Genomic DNA, 20,811 nt, shown 5'->3' with positions numbered 1-20,811 from the left:
AAAGACCTGATCGATTTCTAAAGACTTAGAGCGGGATTTCCGCGAAAACGCGGGATGCCCTTTTCGCATTCCGCGCCGGGCGCCGCGCGACCCTGACTATGCCCCGAAAAAACGTCTTCACCATCGCGCCGGGCGCGCCCTTTCTCGAATGTTTCTCCGCCGCGCTGCTCGACGGCCGCATCGTGCCGGGTTTTTCGCGTGCATGCGGCGCCTTGGACATGGCGGACGCGACGATTTATGTGCCGACGCAGCGCGCCGCGCGCGCGCTGGGCGAGGAATTCGCCCGCGCCCTCGGGCGGCCGGCGACCCTCCTGCCCCGCATCCTGCCGCTCGGCGGCCTCGAGGCAACGGAAACGGATCTGCTTTTCGCCGCTCCCGGTTTCGATGCGCCGGGCACCGCGCTGCCGCAAGCGGCGGGTGATATCTGGCGGCGGATGCAGCTTGGCCGCCTCGTCCATATCTGGGCCAAGGCACTGCACGGCGCCATCGTCTCGATCGGCGCGGATGGCAAACACATCACCGATTCGCGCGAGCCATGTCTTGTCGGCACATCGACCACCGACGCCTGGCATCTGGCAGGCGAGCTTGCCGGCCTGATCGACGAACTGATCATCGAGGATGTCGCCTGGGAAAAGCTCGATCCGCTGGTTCTGCCGGAGTTCGACCGCTATTGGCGCGTGACGCTCGACTTTCTCAACATCGCCATCGCTCAATGGCCGTCGATTCTCGCCAAACATAATCTCGTCGATGCCGCGCGGCGGCATGTTCTGCTCATTACGGCGCAGATCGCGGAGATCGCGACCGGGCGAAGTAAAGGCCCGGTGATCGCCATCGGCTCGACCGGCACCAATCGCGCCACCGCGAAACTGCTTGCGGCGCTGGCCGGGGCGCCGCAAGGCGCTGTCGTCCTGCCGGGGCTCGATCTCGACCTCGACGAACGCGCCTGGGCGCGGGTCAACACCGAGGATGCGGGCGATCCCGGCTTCAGCCATCCGCAAGCGGCGCTGCGCCGGCTGCTGCCGGTTCTTGGCGTCTCACGCGCCGAGGTGACGGAACTCGCCGCACCGCCGGCACATCTCGTCAGCCGCGCGCGCGTTCTTTCCGAGGCCCTACGTCCCGCCGACACGACCGAGGAATGGCAGGCCTTTCGCGACGATCCCGCTTTCGCAGAAATCGGCCCGGCGCTCGCCGACGTCAGCCTGATCGAAGCGGCCGACGAGCGCGAAGAGGCGCTGGCGCTCGCCATCGCCCTGCGCGAGGTTCTGGAGACGCCGGGCGCAACGGCGGCGCTGGTAACGCCCGACCGCGACCTTGCCCGCCGCGTCGGCGCGGAACTGACCCGCTTCGGCATCGAGATCGACGATTCCGCTGGCGAACCTCTCAGCGCCACCGCCGCCGGCACACTGGCATTACGCGCCGCCGAAGCTGCCAAGGCGGAAGATGCGGCAAGCCTTGTCGCTTTGCTTGCGCATCCAGCCGCTCGCTTCGGCCTGTCGCGCGCGGAGATTCTGGAACGCGCGCCGCTTTTTGAGATCGGGCTTTTGCGGCAGGAAACGCCTTTGTCGAGCTATGCGACACGCGCCGCCGCTGTCGCCGGCGCACGCGAGGCGGCCAAAGACCGTTTCGCCCATCCGGCGCAAAAGGCGCTTGGCGATGCGGATTGGGCCGGGATTGCCGATCTTCTCGACCGGCTCGACGCGGCGCTGGCGCCTTTGAAAGCAATCGCGGGTTCGCGCGACTTGCAGCCCTGGATCGCGGCGCATCGGGCCGCGCTCGCCGAGATCACGCGCAGCGAAGACGCTGCGCTCAGCGAAGACGCCGTGGCGCTCGATGATCTTTTCGACGCGCTTCTGCAAGCCAATCAACCGGACCTTCTTTTCGACGCGGAAGGCTATGCGATCTTTCTTGCCGAGGTGATGGGCGAGAAGGTACTGCGGCGGGCGCGGCGAACACATCCGCGCCTCAAGATTTTCGGCTTGCTCGAAGCCCGGCTCATGCCTGCGGATGTAATGCTGCTTGGCGGGCTCGACGAAGGCGTCTGGCCGCCGCAGGCGCAGAGTGATGCCTTTCTGAACCGGCCGATGCGCCATGCGCTGGGTCTGACGCCGCCCGAGCGCCGCATCGGCCAGACGGCGCATGATTTCGTGATGGCTCTCGGCCATAAGCGCGTGATCCTGAGCCGTGCCCGCAAACGCGACGGCACTCCGATGGTCGAATCGCGCTTTGTGCAGCGCCTCACCGCGCTGGCGGGCAACGCATTCAAGAACTGCCGCGAACGCGGCGAATATTATCTGCATCTCGCCCGCGCCATCGACAGGCCGGGCGAGGCGCGCCCGCCCATCGGCCGGCCCGAACCGAAACCACCGCTGGCGCTCCGCCCGCAACGGCTCAGCGTGACACGGATCGAAACCCTGCGGCGCGATCCCTATTCGATTTACGCCGAATATTGCCTGAACCTGAGGGAGCTGCCGCAGCCGGCCGAGATCGGCGAACGGCGCAACATAGGCTCCTTGCTGCACGCGGTGCTGGAAAAATTCGGGGAACGCTTCCCGAGCGGAGCCTTGCCGGCGGATGCCGCGGCGGTTTTTTCCGCGCTGCTTGAAGACAGCTTCGCGAGCGAGCGCGCCGATCCCGATTTCAGTGCCTTCGCCTGGCCGCGCCTCAAGGAAGCGGCGCGCTTCTATCTCGACTTCGAGCACCGCCGCCGTGCGGACCTCGTCCGGCTCGATGTCGAGCGCAACGGCAAGATTGCGATCCCGCTTGACGATGGCACGACATTCACCCTGTCCGCCACGGCCGACCGGATCGAGCATCATTCCGATGGCCGCGTAAGCCTTGTCGATTACAAGACTGGCAAGCCGCCCGGCATCGAGGAAGTGCGCGTCGGCTTCGCACCGCAATTGACGCTCGAGGCGGCGATGGTCGCGCGGGGCGGCTTCGACTTGCCCCTCGGCACCAATGTCGCCGAAGCGATCTATGTGAAGCTCTTTGATAAGAACGGCGGCGACGAACGCCCGCTGCTTTTCAAGAAGAGCGGCGAAACGCTGAGCGAAGTCTCGGAAAAGCACTTCGTCGAACTCGTCACGCTGCTCAATCAGTTTCGCGATGCGAATACCTGCTATCCATCGCGGCCCTATCCGAAATTCGCCGTGCGCTACAGCGCCTACGATCACCTTGCCCGCGTCAAGGAATGGGCGGCCGGCCGCGAGGATGGCGCATGAGCACCATCCCGAAACATGTCACCGACCAGCAGCGCAAGGCGTCCGATCCGGCGAAATCCGTCTGGGTTTCGGCCAATGCCGGCTCCGGCAAGACGCATGTGCTGGCGCAGCGCGTGCTGCGGCTTCTGCTCGCGGGCGTACCCCCGGCGAAAATCCTCTGCCTCACCTTCACCAAGGCGGCGGCCGCCAATATGGCCGGGCGCGTTTTCAAGACTCTTTCGGAATGGACGGCGCTCGATGATGCCGCGCTCGCCGCAAAGCTGTCCGAGACCGGCGCGCCGAAAGTCGATGCGAAAACGCTCGTCTTCGCCCGCCGCCTTTTCGCCCGCACGGTCGAGACGCCGGGCGGACTCAAGATTCATACGATCCACGGCTTCTGCGAACGGCTGCTGCATCTTTTCCCCTTCGAGGCCAATGTGCCGGGCCGTTTCGAAGTGCTCGACGATCTCGGCCATGCGGAATTGCTTGCCTTGGCGCGGCGCGACGCCTTGGCCACGGCCGAACAGGATAAAGGCGCGCTGGGCGAAGCGCTGCGCACGCTCGCCGCCGAAACCTCGCAGGACGATTTCTCCACGCTCCTTCAAGAGGCGACCAAACATCGCGCGCTGCTGCACCATTACGACGCCGAAGAGGCCGCGCGCGACCTCGGCTGCGCGTTGGAACTGCCGGACGGCACCACGATCGAAACGATCGAAACGGATATGATCGAGGGCGGCGTCGGCCCGGCGCGCTGGCGAGACTTCGCCGAATTTCTCGGGGTGGGTCTCAAGACGGACGGCGACAGAGCCGCCTTGTTTCGTCTTGCGGCTGAAGCGCATAAACGCGGCGCGCAAGGCCGCGCCGATTGTCTCGAAGCCTATTCCGAGATTTTCTTCACCGCCAAAGGTGAGATGCGCAAGACGCTTGTCACCAAGGCACTCGCCGCCAAGCGTCCTGATCTCGTCGAAGAGCTGCAGCAGGAGCAGGTGCGCCTCGATGGCCTTCGTGCGCTGCGCAAGGCCGCCGAATGTCTCGAAAAGTCGCTCGCGCTGACGACGCTCGTCGCGGCGATCTTCGCCCGTTACGAGGCGCTGAAGGCGATGCGGGGAAAGCTCGATTTCGACGATCTGATTGATCGCACGCTGGCGCTCTTCGAGCGTTCGGATGCAAGCTGGGTGCTTTATAAACTCGATTCCGGCATCGATCATATCCTCGTCGATGAAGCGCAGGATACAAGCCCGGCGCAATGGCGCATCCTCGAACATCTCGCGAGCGAGTTTTACGCCGGCGCTGGCGCGAGCGACAAGGTGCGCACCTTCTTCGCCGTCGGTGACGAGAAGCAGTCGATCTTCTCCTTCCAGGGCGCCGCGCCGGAGATGTTCCACGAAATGCACCGCCGGTTCGCGCTGAAGTTCTCGCAGGCGGGACAGACGTTCGAGTCCGTGCCGCTGAAGACCTCGTTCCGCTCGGTGCCAGCGGTGCTCGGAACAGTCGATCAGGTCTTTTCCGCGCCGGCGCATCAGCGCGGCCTTGTCTCCGATGATACGTGGATGGGGCATGAGGCACTGAAGGAGAACCTGCCGGGCCTGATAGAGATCTGGGCGCCGGTGTCGGCCGCCGAAGGCCCGGAGGCGGACGGCGACAGTTGGAAATTGCCGCTCGATCTCATCGACGAGAGCGACCCCGCGAACATCCTCGCCCAGCGTGTCGCCAAGAAGATCGCGGCGCTCGTCGCGCCCGCCTCCGGCGAGCTTGTCTATGATGGCGAGGCCAAACATTTCCGCCCGATCAGCGCCGGGGATATTCTTATCCTGGTGCGGACGCGCAACGCCTTTTTCGACGCGATCATCCGCGCCTTGAAACAGGTGCGCGTGCCGGTCGCGGGCGCCGACCGGCTCGATCTCCTCGCTCATATCGCGGTGATGGATTTGATCGCCGCCGGTCATGCGGCGCTGCTGCCGCAAGACGATCTGACCTTGGCGGCGGTCCTGAAATCGCCGCTCATCGGTTTCGATGACGACGATCTGCTGCGGTTGGCGCCGGGCCGTGCGGGCTCGCTCTTTGCCGCGCTCGCCTCTTCGGATGAGGCGAAGGACAAAGCCGCCACCGCGACGCTGCTGCGCTGGCGCGCGCGGGCGCCCGGCTCCGCCTTCGAATTCTATGCCCGCCTGCTGAGCGAGGACGGCGGGCGGCGGATGATGGAGGCGCGGCTGGGGCCCGAAGCCTGCGATGCGATGGACGAATTCCTGCGCCTCGCGCTGCGCGCCGAAAAGGAAGGCACGCGCGCGCTGTCCAGCTTCCTTGCCGAGATCGAAAGCCTCGAACTCTCGATCAAGCGCGACATGGAATCGGCGGCCGACGCCGTGCGCGTAATGACGGTCCATGCCGCCAAAGGACTCGAGGCCAAGGTCGTCTTCCTGCCCGACACCTGCGGCGCGCCGGGCGGCCGGCACGATTCCAGGCTGCATGTGCTCGATGGCCGCAAGCCAGGTTCCAAAGTGTTCGCGTGGTCGCCGCGCCAGGGCGACGATCCCGAGGCGGTGGCGCGGGCCCGGCAAGCGGCGCGCGATGCGGCGGAAGACGAGCATCGCCGCCTGCTCTATGTGGCAATGACCCGCGCCGAGGAGCGGCTCTATATCAGCGGCTTCTTCAACAAGACCGAACCGAACGAGCGCGCTTGGGCGCGGATGATCGCCGCCGTGCGGGACGACAAATTCGTCGAAGTCCCGGCCTTCTGGGACGAGAAGAACGAGACGATCTGGCGCTACGCCGCACCCGGTACGGTCGAACGCGTTGTCGCGGACGCGCGACCAGCCACCGCGGCCGACACCGCTTTACCGGCGTGGCTCTCGAAACCCGCGCCGCGCGAGGCTGCCCCCTTGCCGCCGCTGCGGCCCTCGAACGCCCTCGCCGCCGGAGAACCCGAAGTGCCGCCGCCGAGCGCACAACGCCGCGCCGCGCTTCAGCGTGGGCGGCTGGTGCATACGCTCTTGCAATATCTGCCGGAGGTTGAAGCCGGGCAGCGCCGCGCGGCGGCCAAAGCCTTTCTGGACGTGCGGGCGCCGGATTATGCCGATGCCGGAGAGTTGATCGCGACGGTTCTGGGCGTGCTCGAAGCACCGGCCCTCGCCGGACTCTTCGGCCCGCACGCCCGCGCCGAGGCGGCGGTGGCCGGGACCGTGACCTTGCCGAACGGCGCGACCCGCGACGTCCTCGGCCAGATCGACCGCATCGCCGAATCGGAGCGCGAGGTAATCCTCGCCGACTACAAGACCGGCGCGCCGGTGGCCGGTGCCGCGACACCCGAATCCTATATCGCCCAGATGGCGCTTTACCGCGCCCTGCTTGCCCCGCTCTGGCCGGACAAGCACTTGCGCTGCCTGCTGATTTGGACGACGGAGGCGGAAATCGCCGAGCTTTCCGCGGCGCAGCTCGATGCGGCGCTGGCAAGGCTCGTCTGACAAGCGGGCGCGTCGGCTTGACGGTAGGAACCCTGCTTCCTACTTTGAAACAAGATATCTTCGGGAAAATGGTCCCCCGGCAAGAGCTCAAGAGGCACTTATGGCCACTGTTAAAGTTACCGATGCCACATTCAAGACTGAGGTCGAGGGCGCCAAGGAACCCGTCGTTGTCGATTTCTGGGCGGAATGGTGCGGCCCCTGCAAGATGATCGGCCCCTCGCTTGAGGAGATCGCCGACGAGCTAAAGGGCCAGGTGAAGATCGTGAAGCTGAATGTCGACGAGAACCCCGGCGTCGCCGGCGCCTTCGGCATCCGCAGCATCCCGACTCTGCTTCTGTTCAAGGACGGCAAGCTCGCCCAGCAGAAGGTCGGCGCCGCGCCCAAGGGCGAATTGAAAAAATGGATTTCGGCGGCGCTCTGACGCCCAACGGCTCACGCCAGATCAGGCAAAGGACCTCGCGAGGGGTCCTTTTTGCTTTTTGGCTTCCCGGATCGCGCCGATGACCTATTCCGTCAAGGAAATCTACCACACGCTGCAAGGCGAAGGCGCGCAGGCCGGGCGCGCCGCCGTCTTCTGCCGCTTCGCCGGCTGCAATCTCTGGTCCGGCCGCGAGGCCGACCGCGCGGCGGCGCAGTGCGATTTCTGCGATACGGATTTTATCGGGACGGACGGCCCCGGCGGCGGCAAGTTTGCCGGGCCGGGCGAGCTTGCCGAGGCCATCGCGGCGCAATGGCAGGGCGAGACGGCGCAGGCGCTGGTCGTCTTCACCGGCGGCGAGCCGCTGCTGCAACTCGACGCGGCTTTGCTCGCCGCGCTCCATGCGAAGGGCTTTTCCTGCGCGGTCGAGACCAACGGCACGCTGGCCCCGCCCGAAGGCCTCGACTGGATTTGCGTCAGCCCGAAGGCCGGGACGCCGCTGGTTCTCACGAGCGGGGACGAGTTGAAGCTCGTCTTTCCGCAAGCGGGACAGAACCCGGAAAGCTTTTCAGGGCTTGCCTTCCGGCACTTCTTCCTGCAACCGATGGACGGCCCGGCGCAGGCCGCCAACACCGCCCAGGCGGCAGCCTATTGCCTGGCGCATCCGCGCTGGCGGCTGAGCCTGCAAACCCACAAGCTGATCGGCTTGCCGTGAAGGCGAATGCGATGTTTCGCATCTGCACGACTTGAAGATTGACCCAGATGAAGATCACCCAGGCTTTCACGTTCGAGGCGGCGCATTTCCTGCCGAAGGTTGCGCCGAGCCATCGCTGCCGCAATCTGCACGGCCATTCCTATCGCGTCGAACTCCGGCTCGAAGGTCCGGTCGATTCCGGGACCGGCTTCGTCATTGATTTCTTCGACATCGAGAAAGCCTTCGCGCCGCTCCACGCACAGCTCGATCATCATTGCCTCAACGAGATCGCGGGCCTCGAAAATCCAACAGCCGAAAACATCGCCGTCTGGATCTACGAGAAGATCAGGCCGGCGCTGCCGCAGCTCGCCGCCGTCACAGTCTTCGAGACGCGCGACTGCTACGCGGAATACGAGGGGCGTTAAGACTACACGATCGAGTCGACCACGCCGCCATCGACGCGCAAGGCCGCTCCAGTCGTCGCCGAGGCTTGCGGCGAGGCAACATAGACAACGAGATTGGCGACCTCCTCGACGCTCGCGGCGCGCTGGATGATCGAGCTCGGCCGGTGCTGCCTGACGAACGCGGCGGCGGTTTCTTCCAATGACGCTCCCTTCTCCGAGGGCATTTTCTCGAGGAAATCGACAACACCGTCGGACAGAGTCGGCCCCGGCAGGACGGAATTGACCGTCACGCCCGTGCCGGCGGCGCGCTTGGCGATGCCCCGCGCGATCGAGATCTGCGCCGTCTTGGTGAAGCCGTAATGGATCATCTCAACCGGGATGTTCAGCCCCGATTCCGAAGAGATGAAGATCACCCGCCCCCATTTGCGGTCGATCATCCCCGGAAGATAAGCGCGCGTCAGCCGCACGCCGGACATCACGTTGACCTCGAAAAAGCGCTGCCATTCGGAATCCGGGATTTCGAAGAAATCCTGCGGATTGAAGATGCCGACATTGTTGACGAGGATATCCGTCGTGGGCACGGCCTTGACCAGGGCTTCGCACCCCGCCTCTGTCGCGAGATCGGCGGCGACGCCCTGAAGCTGCGCCTTCGGCAGGGCCTTCTTCAGCTCTGCGACCGCCTCATCGACCGCCTTCTGGCCGCGGCCGTTGACGACCACCCGTGCGCCCGATTCCGCCAGACCCTTGGCGACGGCAAAGCCGATGCCGCGTGTCGAGCCGGTCACGACCGCGCTCTTGCCGGAAAGATCGATCAGCATTGCCTTCTCCATTGCTTCGCCCGTTGCGGATTTATCCCTGACTTATCTGGTGCGCTATAGTGGCTGACGCAAACGTGTCCCAAAGAGTGTTTCAAGGGCCGCATGACCGACAAACCCGAGCCGCGCCCGCCGATGCGGGGGCTGGCCAGCCTGCCCATATTCTTCGACCTTGCCGGCAAGCGCGTGCTGCTCGCCGGCGGGACGCCGGAGGCCGCGTGGAAAGCCGAACTGCTGCAAGCGGCCGGCGCGAACGTCGATGTCTTAAGCGCCGCGCCGGGCGATGCGATGCGGGCATTGGCCGCGCAAACCCCAAAGGTCACGCTAGCCGGGCGCGATTGGGCCGAGAGCGATTTCGACGGCGCGGCGCTGGCAGTCGGCGATTGCACAAGCGAGAAAGACGCCGCGCGCTTTTCCGCGGCGGCGCACCGCGCGAGCGTGCCCGTCAATGTCATCGACAAGCCGCTGTATTGCGATTTCCAGTTCGGGACGATCGTCGATCGCTCGCCGCTCGTCATCGCCATCTCGACGTCCGGCGCCGCGCCGGTTTTCGCTCTCGCCTTGCGCGGCCGGCTTGAAGCATTGTTGCCCGCCAGTCTCAAGCGCTGGGCGGAAGCGGCGAAAGCGTGGCGGCCCAAGCTGACGGATGCGCCCTCGCGGCGGCGCTTCTGGGAATTATTCACCACGCGCGCCCTGACGTCGCCGGGACCGGACACCGATGAGCTGGAGACATTGCTCGCGGGCGCGCAGCGGGAGACGGACGAATCACCGCGTGGCGCGATCACCCTTCTCGGCATCACCAGCACCGATCCGGAGCACTTGACCCTCAAGGCCCTGCGGCTTCTGCAAGCCGCGGATGTCGTCTTCCACGACAAAGCCGTGGCCCCGTCGATCGTCGAAATCGCACGGCGCGAGTCCGCCAGGATCATCGTTAACGCGGAAGACGACATTGCCGCGCGGATCACTGCGCGCGCACATGAAGGTGCGCGCATCGCGTGGCTCATCGCGGGCGACGTGGCGCACGTTGATACGAAAGCGCTCTACGCGGCAGGCTTCGCCATCGAGATCGTCCCCGGCGCGAGCGCACGAGGCGTCGAGCCCTAAGGATGGCGACGAAATTAGACGCTGGTGGGGCGCAACCGGCGCGAGGGCTTGCGCTCGACGATCACGGTGCGAACGGTCCCTTCCCGGCTCGGGGCGATGACGACGCGGGCGGGCTTGGCAGGCTTCGCGGCTTTCAACACTTCCGCGCGCACGACATCGGCCGGCATGGACATGAAGCCCGCCGCAATCTCGATCTGCTCCTCGATCTCGTCCGACAGACCTTGCGCCGCGGCAATCGCTTCTTCGAGCGTCGGCGGGTCGTGCCGCACGCGGCGCAAACCGAATTTCGTTTCCCAAGTCTGCGTCATGGACTTCCCGGACATTCCAAGCCTCTCACGATCTGTATTATCGCCGGTTTACCGCAGAGCAACAAGACATTGTGTCGCGAGCATGGGTGACATCGCGCACAGGCCGAAATTTTGAAGCTTTAAAGACAGGCGCGGGCGAAGACCTGAAAGCCGCGCGCACGATGCGACAGCGCCGGCGAGCCATCCGGCGGAATGGCCTGCTTCTCGTCCATCATCATCTCGCCGAAGGTGCGCGAGAGCCCGTCCGGCAGGAAGATCGGATCATAGCCGAAGCCCTTCGTGCCGCGCGGCGGAAAGACAAGCGTACCGTGTACTTTGCCTTCGAAAACCTGCGTCGTGCCGTCCGGCCAGGCGAGCGCGAGGGCGGAGACGAAATGCGCGCGATAGGGCGGCGCCGCTCCCGTTTCCCGCAAGGCCCGCTCGACCCTCTCGATCGCGGCGGCGAAATCGCGCGCGCCACCGGGCGCAAGCTCCGCCCAGCGTGCCGAATGAAGCCCCGGCGCGCCATCGAGCGCGTCAACGCAGAGACCGGAATCATCGGCCAAAGCCGGAAGCCGCGCGGCTTGCGCCGCAACGCGCGCCTTCAATTCCGCGTTGGCGATGAAGGTCGCGCCGGTTTCTTCCGGTTCAGGCAGGCCGAGTTCGCCGGCGGAAACCGCCTCGATTCCATATGGCTTGAGCAGCGCCTGCATTTCCCACAGCTTGCCGCGGTTATGCGTGGCGATAATGAGCCGGCCGGTCAGGCGTCTTACCATATCAGGCGAGGGCCTGCTTCTGGAGCGCGACGAGTTCGGCAATGCCTTTGCGCGCCAGCGCCAGCATGGCGTTGAACTCGGTTTCGCTGAAGACAGCAGCTTCGGCGCTCGCCTGGATTTCGACCAATGCGCCAGCGCCCGTGATTACGAAATTCGCATCCGTCTGCGCCGCGCTGTCCTCGACATAATCGAGGTCGAGCACAGCCTCACCATTAGACATTCCGCAGGAGATTGCGGCGACGTGATCGCGCAACGGAATATCCTTGAGAATCGAGCGGGAGTGCATCCACTTGAGGCATTCGCTCAACGCGACCCAGCCACCCGTAATCGCCGCGGTGCGCGTGCCGCCATCGGCCTGCAGCACATCGCAATCGATGGTGATCTGCCGCTCGCCAAGAGCTTGCAGATCGGTGACGGCGCGCAGGCTGCGGCCGATCAGGCGCTGAATCTCCTGCGTGCGGCCGGAGGGTCGCCCGGAGGCGATCTCGCGCCGCGTGCGCACCTGGGTAGCGCGCGGCAGCATCGCATATTCGGCCGTTACCCAGCCCCGGCCTTGTCCGCGCAGCCATTGCGGCGGCTTGTCCTCAAGCGAGGCCGTGCAGAGCACATGCGTCTCGCCGAATTTGATGAGGCAGGAACCCTCAGCATAACGCGCCACCCTGCGCTCAATTACCACCTGCCGCATTTCGTCCGGCGCGCGTTTGGAAGGTCGTGTCAAATTTTTCAACCCAAGTGTTGGCAACAAACGTTGGCACAAAATAGCCCCTGCCCGGCGCGCTTCCCGACCAGAAACATCCGACCGATGAGCAATCGCGCCAAGTCAGACTGGGGCGTCTACTGACCGGAAAAGTCACTCAACTTTTCCGCAACACGCTCTAAGGGGTTCGGCCCTTCTATGCAACTGCCGCGCGCCGGAGCCATCACCAAGCGCGGCAGCAATCGGAATGACGACCGCCGCCGGATTGGAACATGCGTGTGGTGGTTTAAGAGGCCGCGCGAAGCGCCGCCGGCTCCGGCCAGTCGACGCCGGTAAGCTCGACTGTCTTCTTCCACAATCCAGCCGCGAGTGCCGTGTCGCTCGCAGTAGGCGAGGTTTTGGCGATCTTGTTCTTGTAGAAATATTCGCCGCTGACATTCGCGACCTCGGGCGAAGAGGCGAGATAGACGATGGTCTCGGCGCCCTTTTCCGGTGAAATCGCAAAAATCTGCACGGCCTTCAAAAGCGGCTGGATGACTCCCCCGCTCGAATGGCCGAAACGTGTCGCGACGACCCCGGGATGCAGGCAATTGGCGGTGACTCCAGTGCCGCGCAGGCGCCGCGCCAGTTCGCGCGTGAAGAGAATGTTTTCGAGCTTCGAGCGGCCATAGGCCTTAATGCTCGTATAACTTTTCGCCGTCTGCAGATCGTCGAGATCGACTTTCATGCCGCGATGGGCATCCGACGACGTGCTGACGATCCGTGCCGGTGTCGAGCCAAGCAACCGTTCCCGCAACCCTGCCGTGATGACGAAATACGAAAGATGGTTGAGCGCGAAGGTCAGCTCGAATCCATCCGCCGTGAGTTGCCGCTGCGCAAAGGCGGCGCCGGCATTGTTGATCAACACATCGACGCGCGGCTCGGCGGCGGCGATCTCGGCGGCGACGCGCTTCTGCTCCGCCAGCAGCGACAGATCGGCATAATGAACTTTATGCGAAAGCCCGGGCGCCTTGGCGTTGAGCTTGGCGAGCGTCGCCTCGCCGCGCTTGCGGTCGCGGGCGACGAAGACAATCCGCGCTCCCTTGGCTGCCAGATCGATCGCCGCGATCTCGCCGATGCCGGAAGTCGCACCCGTGATAACTACAGTTTTACCTTGCATGATCGCACCTCGGGAATAGAGCGCTTTCAAGCGACCGGCGGTCACGCCGCCGGGGCCGGCGCCTTCAGAGTGCGATAGACATAGTCTCCGACCGGGACATTTGCATCGACTTCCTCGAAAGTCGCGGCAATCGCGGCCACTTTGTCATGGAAGGGCGACAGGTGGCAGATGGGGTCGGCATTGCGCGCATCGCCCGTCAGCGCCATCGCCTGGCAGCGGCAGCCACCGTGATCCTGGCTCTTGCGCGGGCAGGAACGGCACGGCTCGACCATCCAGTCCTCGCCACGGAAGGCGTTGAAAGCCGGGGCATTGAACCAGATGTCGCTGATCGAATGATCACGCACATTCCAGAACTCGAGACCCGGAATGGTCTCGGCGGCATGACAGGGCAAAGCTTTGCCGTGGGGGGTGACGTTCAGCGTCCGCTTGGCCCAGCCGCCCATGCAGGCCTTGGGATATTTGGCATAATAATCCGGCACGACATGATCGATGACGATCTTGCCGGCATAGACCTTCCGCAAAGCCTCGACCTCGGCCACAGCCTTCTCGGTCTGGGCGCGCGAGGGCATCAGCGCCTGCCGGTTGAGATAGGCCCAGGCGTAATATTGCGTATGCGCGATCTCGACGCGGCGGGCGCCAAGCTCATAGGCGAATTCGACCATCCGGCCGGCGCGGGCGATATTGGCTCGATGGATGACGGCATTGACGGTCAGCGGAATGCCGACCTCGTTCACCCATTTGGCGACGTCCATCTTGCGGGCGAAGCCGCCCTTGTAGCCGCCGATTCGATCCGCCGATTCGGCCTCCGCGTCCTGGATCGAAAGCTGGACGTGATCGAGTCCCGCATCGGCAAGCTCGTGCATCCGCGCTTCATTAATGCCGACGCCCGAGGTGATCAGGTTCGTATAGAGGCCGACAGCGTGGCAATGCTTGACAATCTCGGTGAGATCGCGGCGCGAGGCCGGCTCGCCGCCGGAAAGATGCGCGTGCAGAACGCCGGCCGCCGCCGATTCCGAGAAGACGCGCTTCCACGTCTCCGTATCGAGTTCGCCCTCGCGCGTGTCGAGTTCGACCGGGTTCGAGCAATAAGGACAGGCGAGCGGGCAGCGGTGCGTCAGCTCGGCCAGAATGCCGACCGGCGCGGGGATTGCCTCGGGAATCTTCTGTGGCGCGTTCATAGGTCCACCATCCGTTTGGCGGCGAGCTCCGCAAGCAGAGCCCGCACATCAGTTTCGATCCGCTCCCTCTCCGCCGCGAAAGCGACGGCGAGCTGATCGATGATTTCCCCCAATGTGGCCTTGCCGTCGCAGCGCTTCAAGATTTCGACCGCGACAGGATTGAGTTTCAACACACGCTCGGGCGCCATCAGCAGCCACTCGTCACGCGTCGCATCGTGTTTCAGATGCATGCCGCGCGGCAAATGCGGCTTCGACTCTGTGCTGATGGCGACCGCTTCGCTCATATCGTCTCGCTATGCCGCTTTGCTGCGCGGGGCCGCGATCGTACCGGGAACCCAGGCATCCGGCGGCAGGTAATGATCGACATAGGCGCTCCACAGCGCATCGAGCTGCGCCCAGAGCACATTGCACTTGAACTTGAGCGCGTTGATGACGGCCTGCTGCTGCTCTACGGTCGTCGCGTGCGACTTGACGTAATCGAGCGCCCAATCGGCGTCGCGCTTGGCCTGCGTCGGCCGATAAGAGAAATAGGCCAGCGTGTCCTTGCTGACGTAGTCGTAATTCGCCAGCATGCCGGACATGCGCTCGCCGATGATGTTCGGCGAGAACAACTCGGTCAGCGACGAGGCGACCGCTTCCAGCGGGCTGCGATCGCGGACCAGGGTGACATAGGCATCGACCGCGAACCGCGTCGCCGGCAGAATGCCAGCCGTCGATTCCACATAGTCGCGCGGAAAGCCGAGGCTATCGGTGAGTTTCAGCCAGCGTTCGATGCCGCCGTCGCCCGGCTTCAGCCCGTCATGATCCTCGATGCGCTTGCGCCACTGACGGCGATCCTCCGCATCCGTGAACCGCGTCAGCACGATCGCATCCTTGATGGGGATCATCGACTGATAATAATAGCGGTTAAGCGCCCAGGCTTGGATTTCCTCGAAGCTGCACTTGCCGCTGTATTGGCGGGCGTGGAAACGATGCTTGTTGTGATAACGCTCGGCGCCGACATTGCGCAGCGCCGCCTCCAAATCCTCGGGGCTTAAAAGCGTCTGGCTCATAGACTAACCTCCATCCCATCGTAAGAAACTTCCCATCCCGCCGCCGCGGCCTTGGCGCGCTCCGGCGAATCCTCGATCAGGACGGGATTTGTATTGTTGATATGGACGAAAATCTTGCGGCGGATACCAATGTCCGACAGCCGCACCAGCGAGCCCTTCTCGCCGGTCATCGCGACATGGCCCATGCGCCACGCCGTCTTGTTGGACAGGCCCAGCGCGACCATTTCGTCGTCGGTGAAGGTCGTGCCGTCGAAAAAAAGCAGATCGGCATTGCGCAAGCGTTCCTGCACTTTCGGCGTCACCTCGGCGCAGCCGGGAATGTAGAACAGCGTCTTGCTACCGTCGGTGATCTCGAGCCCAACGGTCGTCTCGCTCTCGGCACCGATGGCGAGCGATGCAGTCTCAAGATAGAGCGGCACCTTGCCCGGCACGGCAAAGGGCGTGACGCGCAGCCCGAGCCCGGTATCGACCTGCTCGCCGAGTTCAACCTCGTTGAACGACACAAGCTCGCGGTTGAGTACACCAAAAATATTGGCGCCAGTCACTTCCGCCAAAGTCGTCTTGCTGCCGTAGACCGCGAAGCTCTGCTGCTCGCGCAAGGTCAGCAATCCGGTCAGATGATCGACGTCGCCATTGGTGACGAAGACCGCGTTGATCGGCGACTGGCGGCTGGCACCATGCGGGTGCAATTGCCGCGTCGCGATGATCTGCTGGCGCAAGTCGGGCGAAGCGTTGAGCAAAAGCCAGCGTTCACCGTCCGCGCTCACCGCCAGACTCGATTGCGTCCGCGGTTTAACGCGTTTGTCGCCGTTCCAGGCGAGTTGGCAGACGGGGCAAAGGCAATTCCATTGCGGGAAGCCTCCCCCGGCTGCCGAGCCAAGGACGATAATTTGCATCAGGCCCTCAGCCTATTGTTGAGAAACCAGCACTGGTTTCAGACCGAATTAGATTTCGGCCGACTCGTAGCTGGTGATTTCCATGCCGACGCAAACTTCGACGGCGACCGGAGCGGTCCAGGCCATGATTTCCTCCATTAGGTTTTCCATTGGACAGACCTAACTGTCCAAGTGGCGTGTGACATAAAATAATGCGCCACGCCACGGGAAGTTAGCCCGCGTCTTTCTTTCTTACAGATGTATTACAATCAAGCGTTTACGAGGCTTTTTCGCCGCCGGTTTCTGAGACTTTCCTGACATCGAACAGCGCGTGCGCTGCGGCGGCGGAGCTATTGCGGCGGCGTGCCGTTGAGGCGCAACACCTCGCCCGCGAGATAAAGCGAGCCCGCGATCAATACGCGCGGCGGCAGCGCCCATTTGCGCGCCGTCAGAAAGCGCAAAGCCGATTCGACGCTCTCGCAGGCGACAGCCGGCACGCCTTCGGCATTGGCGAGCGCCGCAACATCGGCCGGCGTACGGGCCGCATGTTCGCCATGCACCGGAACGGCGAGCACCTCCTGCGCCAACCCCTTGAAGGCGCGCAGAACCGCACCCGTGTCCTTCGCCGCCAAGGTGCCAGTGACAAGCACGAGCGGGCGCGGCGCCTTTTCCTCGCGGTCAGCCATCGCCTGCGCGAGGACACGGGCGCCATCCTCGTTATGCGCGCCGTCGAGCCAGATTTCCGTCCCCGCCGGCGCCAGAGCCACGAGATTACCCTTGCTCAGGCGCTGCAGGCGCGCCGGCCAGTCCGTGGTCGCGAGGCCCGTTTCAAGCGCGCTCGGCCCCAGGTCCGGCTCGACAAGGCGCAACGTGGCGATGGCCCCGGCGGCATTCTGATGCTGATGCCGCCCGGCAAGACGCGGCAAAGGCAGATCGATCAGCCCACGCTCGTCCTCGTAGATCAGGCGCCCGTGTTCCTCGCGGATGAAAAAATCTTGGCCCGCGATCTGCAAGGGGGCACCGACTTCCGTAGCCCGCGCTTCCAGAACCTTCAGCGCCTCCGGCTGCTGGAAGCCGAGCACGGCCGGGACGCCGTGCTTCAGAATCCCGGCCTTCTCGCGGGCGATCTCGGGGACTGTCGCGCCGAGAAATTCCGGATGGTCCATCGACACCGGGGTGATAAGGCACGCCGCCGGCCGGTCGATGACATTGGTCGCATCGACACGGCCGCCAAGGCCGACTTCGAGCAAAAGATAATCGGCTGGATTGCGGGAAAAGAGTACGAAGGCCGCCGCCGTCGTGATCTCGAAAAAGGTGATCGGCGCGCCGGCATTGACCTTTTCACAGAGGCTCAGTGCCGCGGCAAGATCGGCGTCATCAACAAGCCTGCCGCCGCCTTTTTGGCCGAGCCGGATGCGCTCGTGAAAGCGCACGAGATGCGGCGAGGTGTAGACATGCACACTCTTGCCCGCCGCCTCCAGGATGGCGCGCATGAAGGCGATGCTTGAGCCCTTGCCGTTCGTGCCGGCGACATGGATCACCGGCGGCAGATGCTCCTGCGGCGCGCCCAAAGCGCGGAGCAGCCGCTCAAGGCGGCCGAGCGACAGGTCGATCTTCTTCGGATGCAGGTCGAGCAGGCGTTCGAGGATCAGATCCGACTGCTCGTTCGCACCCTCGGAGGGCAGCAAGCTCATGCGGCTTCCTGTTCGAATGCGGGACGATGGGTCAGCAGGCCGCAGAGCCGCGCCAAAGTGGCGCGCATGTCCTGGCGGCGCACGACCATGTCCACCATGCCGTGGACCTGGAGATATTCGGCGCGCTGGAAGCCCTCCGGCAGGCGCTCGCGGATCGTCTGCTCGATCACCCGCGCGCCGGCGAAGCCGATGACGGCGCCGGGCTCGGCGATCTGAATATCGCCCAGCATCGCATAAGAGGCGGTGACGCCGCCGGTCGTCGGGTTGGTAAGCACGACGATATAGGGCAGCTTCGCCGCGCGCAGGCGCTGCACGGCAACGGTCGTGCGCGGCATCTGCATCAGCGAGAACATGCCCTCCTGCATCCGCGCGCCGCCCGAGGCGGTGAAGATGATGAAGGGCGTCTGCGTCGCGACGGCGTGCAGAAGACCGGTGACGATCGCCTCGCCCGCCGCCATGCCGAGCGAGCCGCCGAGAAATTCAAAGTCCTGCACCGCGACCGTGACATCGAGGCCTTCGATCTGTCCGGTGCAGATTTTCACCGCATCGGCCGCGCCGGTCTTCAGCCGGTTTTCCTTCAGCCGATCGACATAGCGCTTCACATCGCGGAACTTGAGCGGATCGAGCGGCACGTCCGGCGTCGGCAAGGTCTCGTAGACGGCGTTGTCGAACAGGGAATCGAGCCGCGCCTTGACCGGCATCTTCATGTGATAGCCGGAGCCCGGCACGACATAGAGATTGGACTCAAGGTCCTTGTGGAAGATCAGCTCACCGCTGTCGGGGCATTTGACCCAGAGGTTTTCCGGCGTCTCGCGACGCAGGAAGGAACGGATTTTCGGGGGGACGACGTTGGAGATCCAGTTCATGCCAGTCCTTCACCAGAAACGCGCGGGGGGCGCGACAGACCGGGCAGTCTATCCGTTTGATTTTCCGGACGCAAAGACTCAGGCTGGCTGGTGCGCCGCCGAGCGCACGCCCGCGGCAATCTCGCGCACGAGATCAGTCACCGCCGCAACGCTGCCTGCCGTCGCATGGCCGTTGGCGTCGAGAGATTTGCGCAGCGCATCGACCAGCGCCGAGCCGACGACGACGCCATCCGCAACTTTCGCGATAGCGGCCGCGTTTTCGGCATTCTTGACGCCGAAGCCGACCGCGACAGGCAGAGCAGTGTGCCGTTTCAGCCGCGCGACGGCAGCGGCGACTTTGCTGTAATCGGGCGTCGCCGCGCCGGTGATGCCGGTGATCGAGACGTAATAGACAAAGCCCGCAGTATGGGCGAGGACGGTCGGCAGCCGCGCATCGTCCGTCGTCGGTGTTGCCAGGCGAATGAAGGCGAGCCCCGCCTCCTGCGCCGGCAGGCAAAGCTCGCTGTCCTCCTCCGGGGGCAGATCAACGACGATCACGCCATCGACGCCCGCCGCCTTCGCATCGGTGAGAAAGCGCGGCACGCCATAGACATAGATCGGATTGTAATAGCCCATGAGGATGAGCGGCGTCGCCGTGTCGGCTTTGCGGAATTCGGCGGCGAGTTTGAGCACCTTGGCGAGTGTCGTATGGGTCGCAAGCGCGCGCAGGCCCGCCGCCTGGATCGCCGGCCCGTCGGCCATCGGATCGGTGAAGGGCATACCAAGCTCGATGACGTCAGCCCCCGCCGCCGGCAGCGCCTTCAGCAACGCGAGCGTCGTCTCAAGATCGGGATCGCCGCCCATGATGAAAGTCACCAGCGCGGCGCGGCCCTCGCGGGCGAGTTCGGCGAAACGGGAGTCGATGCGTGTTGTCATCACATCCCGCCCAAATGTTCGGCGACGGTGAAAATGTCCTTGTCGCCGCGGCCAGAGATGTTGACGACCAGCAGATGCTCGCGCGGCTTCGTCGGCGCGATCTCGATGACCCTGGCGAGCGCATGGGCAGGCTCCAGCGCCGGGATGATGCCCTCCTGCCGCGCGCAGAGCTGAAAGGCGGCGAGCGCCTCGTCGTCCGTCGCGGAGAGATACGTCACGCGGCCAGTCTCCTTCAGCCAGGAATGTTCCGGCCCGATGCCGGGATAATCGAGCCCGGCCGAGATCGAATGGCCCTCCTCGATCTGCCCGTCGGCATCCATGAGCAGATAGGTGCGATTGCCGTGCAGCACGCCGGGGCGGCCACCGGCGAGCGAGGCGGCATGGGCCTTGTCGAGGCCATAGCCCGCAGCCTCGACGCCGTAGATTTCGATCTGCCGGTCATCGAGAAACGGATGGAACAGGCCGATCGCATTCGAGCCGCCGCCGATGCAGGCGAAGAGCGAATCCGGCAGACGGCCTTCCGCTGCCAGCATCTGCTTGCGCGTCTCTTCACCGATGATGCATTGGAAATCCCGCACCATCGCCGGATAGGGATGCGGCCCCGCAGCCGTGCCGATACAATAGAACGTATCCTCGACATTGGTGACCCAGTCACGCAAAGCTTCGTTCATCGCGTCCTTCAAGGTGCGCGCGCCGGATTGGACCGGCACTACTTTCGCGCCGAGCATGTTCATGCGGAAGACATTGGGTTTCTGCCGTTCGACATCGACGGCGCCCATATAGACGATGCACTCAAGCCCGAAGCGGGCGCAGGCCGTCGCCGTCGCAACGCCATGCTGGCCGGCGCCGGTCTCCGCAATAATCCGCGTCTTGCCCATGCGCCGCGCCAGCAGGATCTGGCCGAGCACATTGTTGATCTTGTGTGCGCCGGTGTGGTTCAGCTCCTCGCGCTTGAAATAGATTTTGGCGCCACCGAGATATTCGGTCAGCCGCTCGGCGAAATAGAGCGGGCTCGGCCGGCCGACATAATGGGTGAGCAGATTGTTGAGTTCGGCGTGGAAGGCCGGGTCTTTCTTCGCCGCCTCATAATGACGCTCGAGGTCGAGAATGAGCGGCATCAGCGTTTCGGCGACGAAACGGCCGCCGAAAATGCCAAAATGCCCGCGCTCGTCCGGGCCGGTGCGGAAGGAATTGGGGTTTTCCAGTTTCAAGTCGC

Annotated in this window: 18 protein-coding genes and 1 pseudogene; 6 read left to right on the top strand and 13 right to left on the bottom strand. The window is 64.4% G+C overall.

Annotated elements, in window-relative coordinates; translation table 11 throughout:
• The first annotated feature begins 98 nt into the window (after positions 1-98).
• From addB to queD, 5 genes are all read left to right on the top strand, one after another.
• The gene (addB, locus tag CWB41_RS09020) at positions 99-3,221 is read left to right on the top strand and encodes a double-strand break repair protein AddB (RefSeq protein WP_115837022.1); all 3,123 of its coding nucleotides are present in this window, start codon (positions 99-101) and stop codon (positions 3,219-3,221) included.
• Positions 3,218-6,661, top strand: coding sequence for a double-strand break repair helicase AddA (gene addA, locus CWB41_RS09015; protein WP_115837141.1), 3,444 nt, complete (start codon positions 3,218-3,220; stop codon positions 6,659-6,661). The genes addB and addA overlap by 4 nt, the downstream gene beginning before the upstream one ends.
• Positions 6,662-6,761: 100 nt before the next feature.
• Positions 6,762-7,082, top strand: coding sequence for a thioredoxin (trxA, locus tag CWB41_RS09010; protein ID WP_115837023.1), 321 nt, complete (start codon positions 6,762-6,764; stop codon positions 7,080-7,082).
• A 79-nt stretch (positions 7,083-7,161) separates the two neighbouring features.
• Positions 7,162-7,794: a 7-carboxy-7-deazaguanine synthase gene (gene queE, locus CWB41_RS09005; RefSeq protein WP_115837024.1), complete on the top strand. Its 633-nt coding sequence runs from the start codon at positions 7,162-7,164 to the stop codon at positions 7,792-7,794.
• A gap of 47 nt (positions 7,795-7,841) precedes the next feature.
• Positions 7,842-8,198 carry a 6-carboxytetrahydropterin synthase QueD gene (queD, locus tag CWB41_RS09000; protein WP_115837025.1) on the top strand — a complete coding sequence of 119 codons (357 nt, stop codon included), beginning with the start codon at positions 7,842-7,844 and terminating at the stop codon, positions 8,196-8,198.
• Positions 8,199-8,200: 2 nt separating this feature from the next.
• On the opposite strand, the gene CWB41_RS08995 is transcribed toward queD, so the two are convergent.
• The gene (locus CWB41_RS08995; RefSeq protein WP_115837142.1) at positions 8,201-8,995 is read right to left on the bottom strand and encodes an SDR family NAD(P)-dependent oxidoreductase; all 795 of its coding nucleotides are present in this window, start codon (positions 8,993-8,995) and stop codon (positions 8,201-8,203) included.
• 102 nt (positions 8,996-9,097) lie between these two features.
• On the opposite strand from CWB41_RS08995, the gene CWB41_RS08990 reads away from it, so the two are divergent.
• On the top strand, positions 9,098-10,096 hold the full coding sequence (locus CWB41_RS08990) for an NAD(P)-dependent oxidoreductase (RefSeq protein ID WP_115837026.1): 999 nt from the start codon (positions 9,098-9,100) through the stop codon (positions 10,094-10,096).
• Positions 10,097-10,110: 14 nt separating this feature from the next.
• Here the strand turns inward: CWB41_RS08990 and CWB41_RS08985 are convergent, their stop codons facing one another.
• From CWB41_RS08985 to trpB, 12 genes and pseudogenes are all read right to left on the bottom strand, one after another.
• Positions 10,111-10,404 (bottom strand): hypothetical protein, encoded by a 294-nt coding sequence (locus CWB41_RS08985; protein WP_115837027.1) that lies wholly within the window; start codon positions 10,402-10,404, stop codon positions 10,111-10,113.
• A 119-nt stretch (positions 10,405-10,523) separates the two neighbouring features.
• Positions 10,524-11,159: an RdgB/HAM1 family non-canonical purine NTP pyrophosphatase gene (rdgB, locus tag CWB41_RS08980; protein ID WP_115837028.1), complete on the bottom strand. Its 636-nt coding sequence runs from the start codon at positions 11,157-11,159 to the stop codon at positions 10,524-10,526.
• Position 11,160: 1 nt separating this feature from the next.
• On the bottom strand, positions 11,161-11,844 hold the full coding sequence (rph, locus tag CWB41_RS08975; protein WP_245411313.1) for a ribonuclease PH: 684 nt from the start codon (positions 11,842-11,844) through the stop codon (positions 11,161-11,163).
• Between the two features lie 298 nt (positions 11,845-12,142).
• The gene (locus CWB41_RS08970; RefSeq protein ID WP_115837030.1) at positions 12,143-13,015 is read right to left on the bottom strand and encodes an SDR family oxidoreductase; all 873 of its coding nucleotides are present in this window, start codon (positions 13,013-13,015) and stop codon (positions 12,143-12,145) included.
• Positions 13,016-13,056: 41 nt separating this feature from the next.
• The gene (gene pqqE, locus CWB41_RS08965) at positions 13,057-14,193 is read right to left on the bottom strand and encodes a pyrroloquinoline quinone biosynthesis protein PqqE (RefSeq protein WP_115837031.1); all 1,137 of its coding nucleotides are present in this window, start codon (positions 14,191-14,193) and stop codon (positions 13,057-13,059) included.
• Positions 14,190-15,245: pseudogene (pqqC, locus tag CWB41_RS08960) on the bottom strand (pyrroloquinoline-quinone synthase PqqC). Before pqqC ends, pqqE begins: the two are co-directional and overlap by 4 nt.
• Positions 15,242-16,141 (bottom strand): pyrroloquinoline quinone biosynthesis protein PqqB, encoded by a 900-nt coding sequence (gene pqqB, locus CWB41_RS08955; RefSeq protein WP_115837032.1) that lies wholly within the window; start codon positions 16,139-16,141, stop codon positions 15,242-15,244. The pseudogene pqqC and the gene pqqB overlap by 4 nt, the downstream one beginning before the upstream one ends.
• A gap of 48 nt (positions 16,142-16,189) precedes the next feature.
• Positions 16,190-16,279: a pyrroloquinoline quinone precursor peptide PqqA gene (gene pqqA, locus CWB41_RS08950; protein WP_245441016.1), complete on the bottom strand. Its 90-nt coding sequence runs from the start codon at positions 16,277-16,279 to the stop codon at positions 16,190-16,192.
• A 191-nt stretch (positions 16,280-16,470) separates the two neighbouring features.
• Positions 16,471-17,814, bottom strand: coding sequence for a bifunctional folylpolyglutamate synthase/dihydrofolate synthase (locus CWB41_RS08945; RefSeq protein ID WP_115837033.1), 1,344 nt, complete (start codon positions 17,812-17,814; stop codon positions 16,471-16,473).
• The gene (gene accD / locus CWB41_RS08940) at positions 17,811-18,680 is read right to left on the bottom strand and encodes an acetyl-CoA carboxylase, carboxyltransferase subunit beta (protein WP_115837034.1); all 870 of its coding nucleotides are present in this window, start codon (positions 18,678-18,680) and stop codon (positions 17,811-17,813) included. The genes CWB41_RS08945 and accD overlap by 4 nt, the downstream gene beginning before the upstream one ends.
• 78 nt (positions 18,681-18,758) lie before the next feature.
• Positions 18,759-19,595 carry a tryptophan synthase subunit alpha gene (gene trpA / locus CWB41_RS08935; protein ID WP_115837035.1) on the bottom strand — a complete coding sequence of 279 codons (837 nt, stop codon included), beginning with the start codon at positions 19,593-19,595 and terminating at the stop codon, positions 18,759-18,761.
• Positions 19,595-20,806, bottom strand: a complete 1,212-nt coding sequence (gene trpB, locus CWB41_RS08930; RefSeq protein ID WP_115837036.1) for a tryptophan synthase subunit beta — start codon at positions 20,804-20,806, stop codon at positions 19,595-19,597. Before trpB ends, trpA begins: the two co-directional genes overlap by 1 nt.
• Between the last annotated feature and the right edge of the window lie 5 nt (positions 20,807-20,811).

This window comes from Methylovirgula ligni, from assembly GCF_004135935.1.
Classification (GTDB): domain Bacteria; phylum Pseudomonadota; class Alphaproteobacteria; order Rhizobiales; family Beijerinckiaceae; genus Methylovirgula; species Methylovirgula ligni.
This window is presented reverse-complemented; position numbering and strand designations above follow the sequence as displayed.

Bases quoted from the DNA above. Each gene is read 5' to 3' on its own strand.
- addB (WP_115837022.1), top strand. From the start codon at position 99: ATGCCCCGAAAAAACGTCTTCACCATCGCGCCGGGCGCGCCCTTTCTC.
- addA (WP_115837141.1), top strand. From the start codon at position 3,218: ATGAGCACCATCCCGAAACATGTCACCGACCAGCAGCGCAAGGCGTCC.
- trxA (WP_115837023.1), top strand. From the start codon at position 6,762: ATGGCCACTGTTAAAGTTACCGATGCCACATTCAAGACTGAGGTCGAG.
- queE (WP_115837024.1), top strand. From the start codon at position 7,162: ATGACCTATTCCGTCAAGGAAATCTACCACACGCTGCAAGGCGAAGGC.
- queD (WP_115837025.1), top strand. From the start codon at position 7,842: ATGAAGATCACCCAGGCTTTCACGTTCGAGGCGGCGCATTTCCTGCCG.
- CWB41_RS08995 (WP_115837142.1), bottom strand. From the start codon at position 8,995: ATGCTGATCGATCTTTCCGGCAAGAGCGCGGTCGTGACCGGCTCGACA.
- CWB41_RS08990 (WP_115837026.1), top strand. From the start codon at position 9,098: ATGACCGACAAACCCGAGCCGCGCCCGCCGATGCGGGGGCTGGCCAGC.
- CWB41_RS08985 (WP_115837027.1), bottom strand. From the start codon at position 10,404: ATGACGCAGACTTGGGAAACGAAATTCGGTTTGCGCCGCGTGCGGCAC.
- rdgB (WP_115837028.1), bottom strand. From the start codon at position 11,159: ATGGTAAGACGCCTGACCGGCCGGCTCATTATCGCCACGCATAACCGC.
- rph (WP_245411313.1), bottom strand. From the start codon at position 11,844: ATGCGGCAGGTGGTAATTGAGCGCAGGGTGGCGCGTTATGCTGAGGGT.
- CWB41_RS08970 (WP_115837030.1), bottom strand. From the start codon at position 13,015: ATGCAAGGTAAAACTGTAGTTATCACGGGTGCGACTTCCGGCATCGGC.
- pqqE (WP_115837031.1), bottom strand. From the start codon at position 14,193: ATGAACGCGCCACAGAAGATTCCCGAGGCAATCCCCGCGCCGGTCGGC.
- pqqB (WP_115837032.1), bottom strand. From the start codon at position 16,141: ATGCAAATTATCGTCCTTGGCTCGGCAGCCGGGGGAGGCTTCCCGCAA.
- pqqA (WP_245441016.1), bottom strand. From the start codon at position 16,279: ATGGAGGAAATCATGGCCTGGACCGCTCCGGTCGCCGTCGAAGTTTGC.
- CWB41_RS08945 (WP_115837033.1), bottom strand. From the start codon at position 17,814: ATGAGCTTGCTGCCCTCCGAGGGTGCGAACGAGCAGTCGGATCTGATC.
- accD (WP_115837034.1), bottom strand. From the start codon at position 18,680: ATGAACTGGATCTCCAACGTCGTCCCCCCGAAAATCCGTTCCTTCCTG.
- trpA (WP_115837035.1), bottom strand. From the start codon at position 19,595: ATGACAACACGCATCGACTCCCGTTTCGCCGAACTCGCCCGCGAGGGC.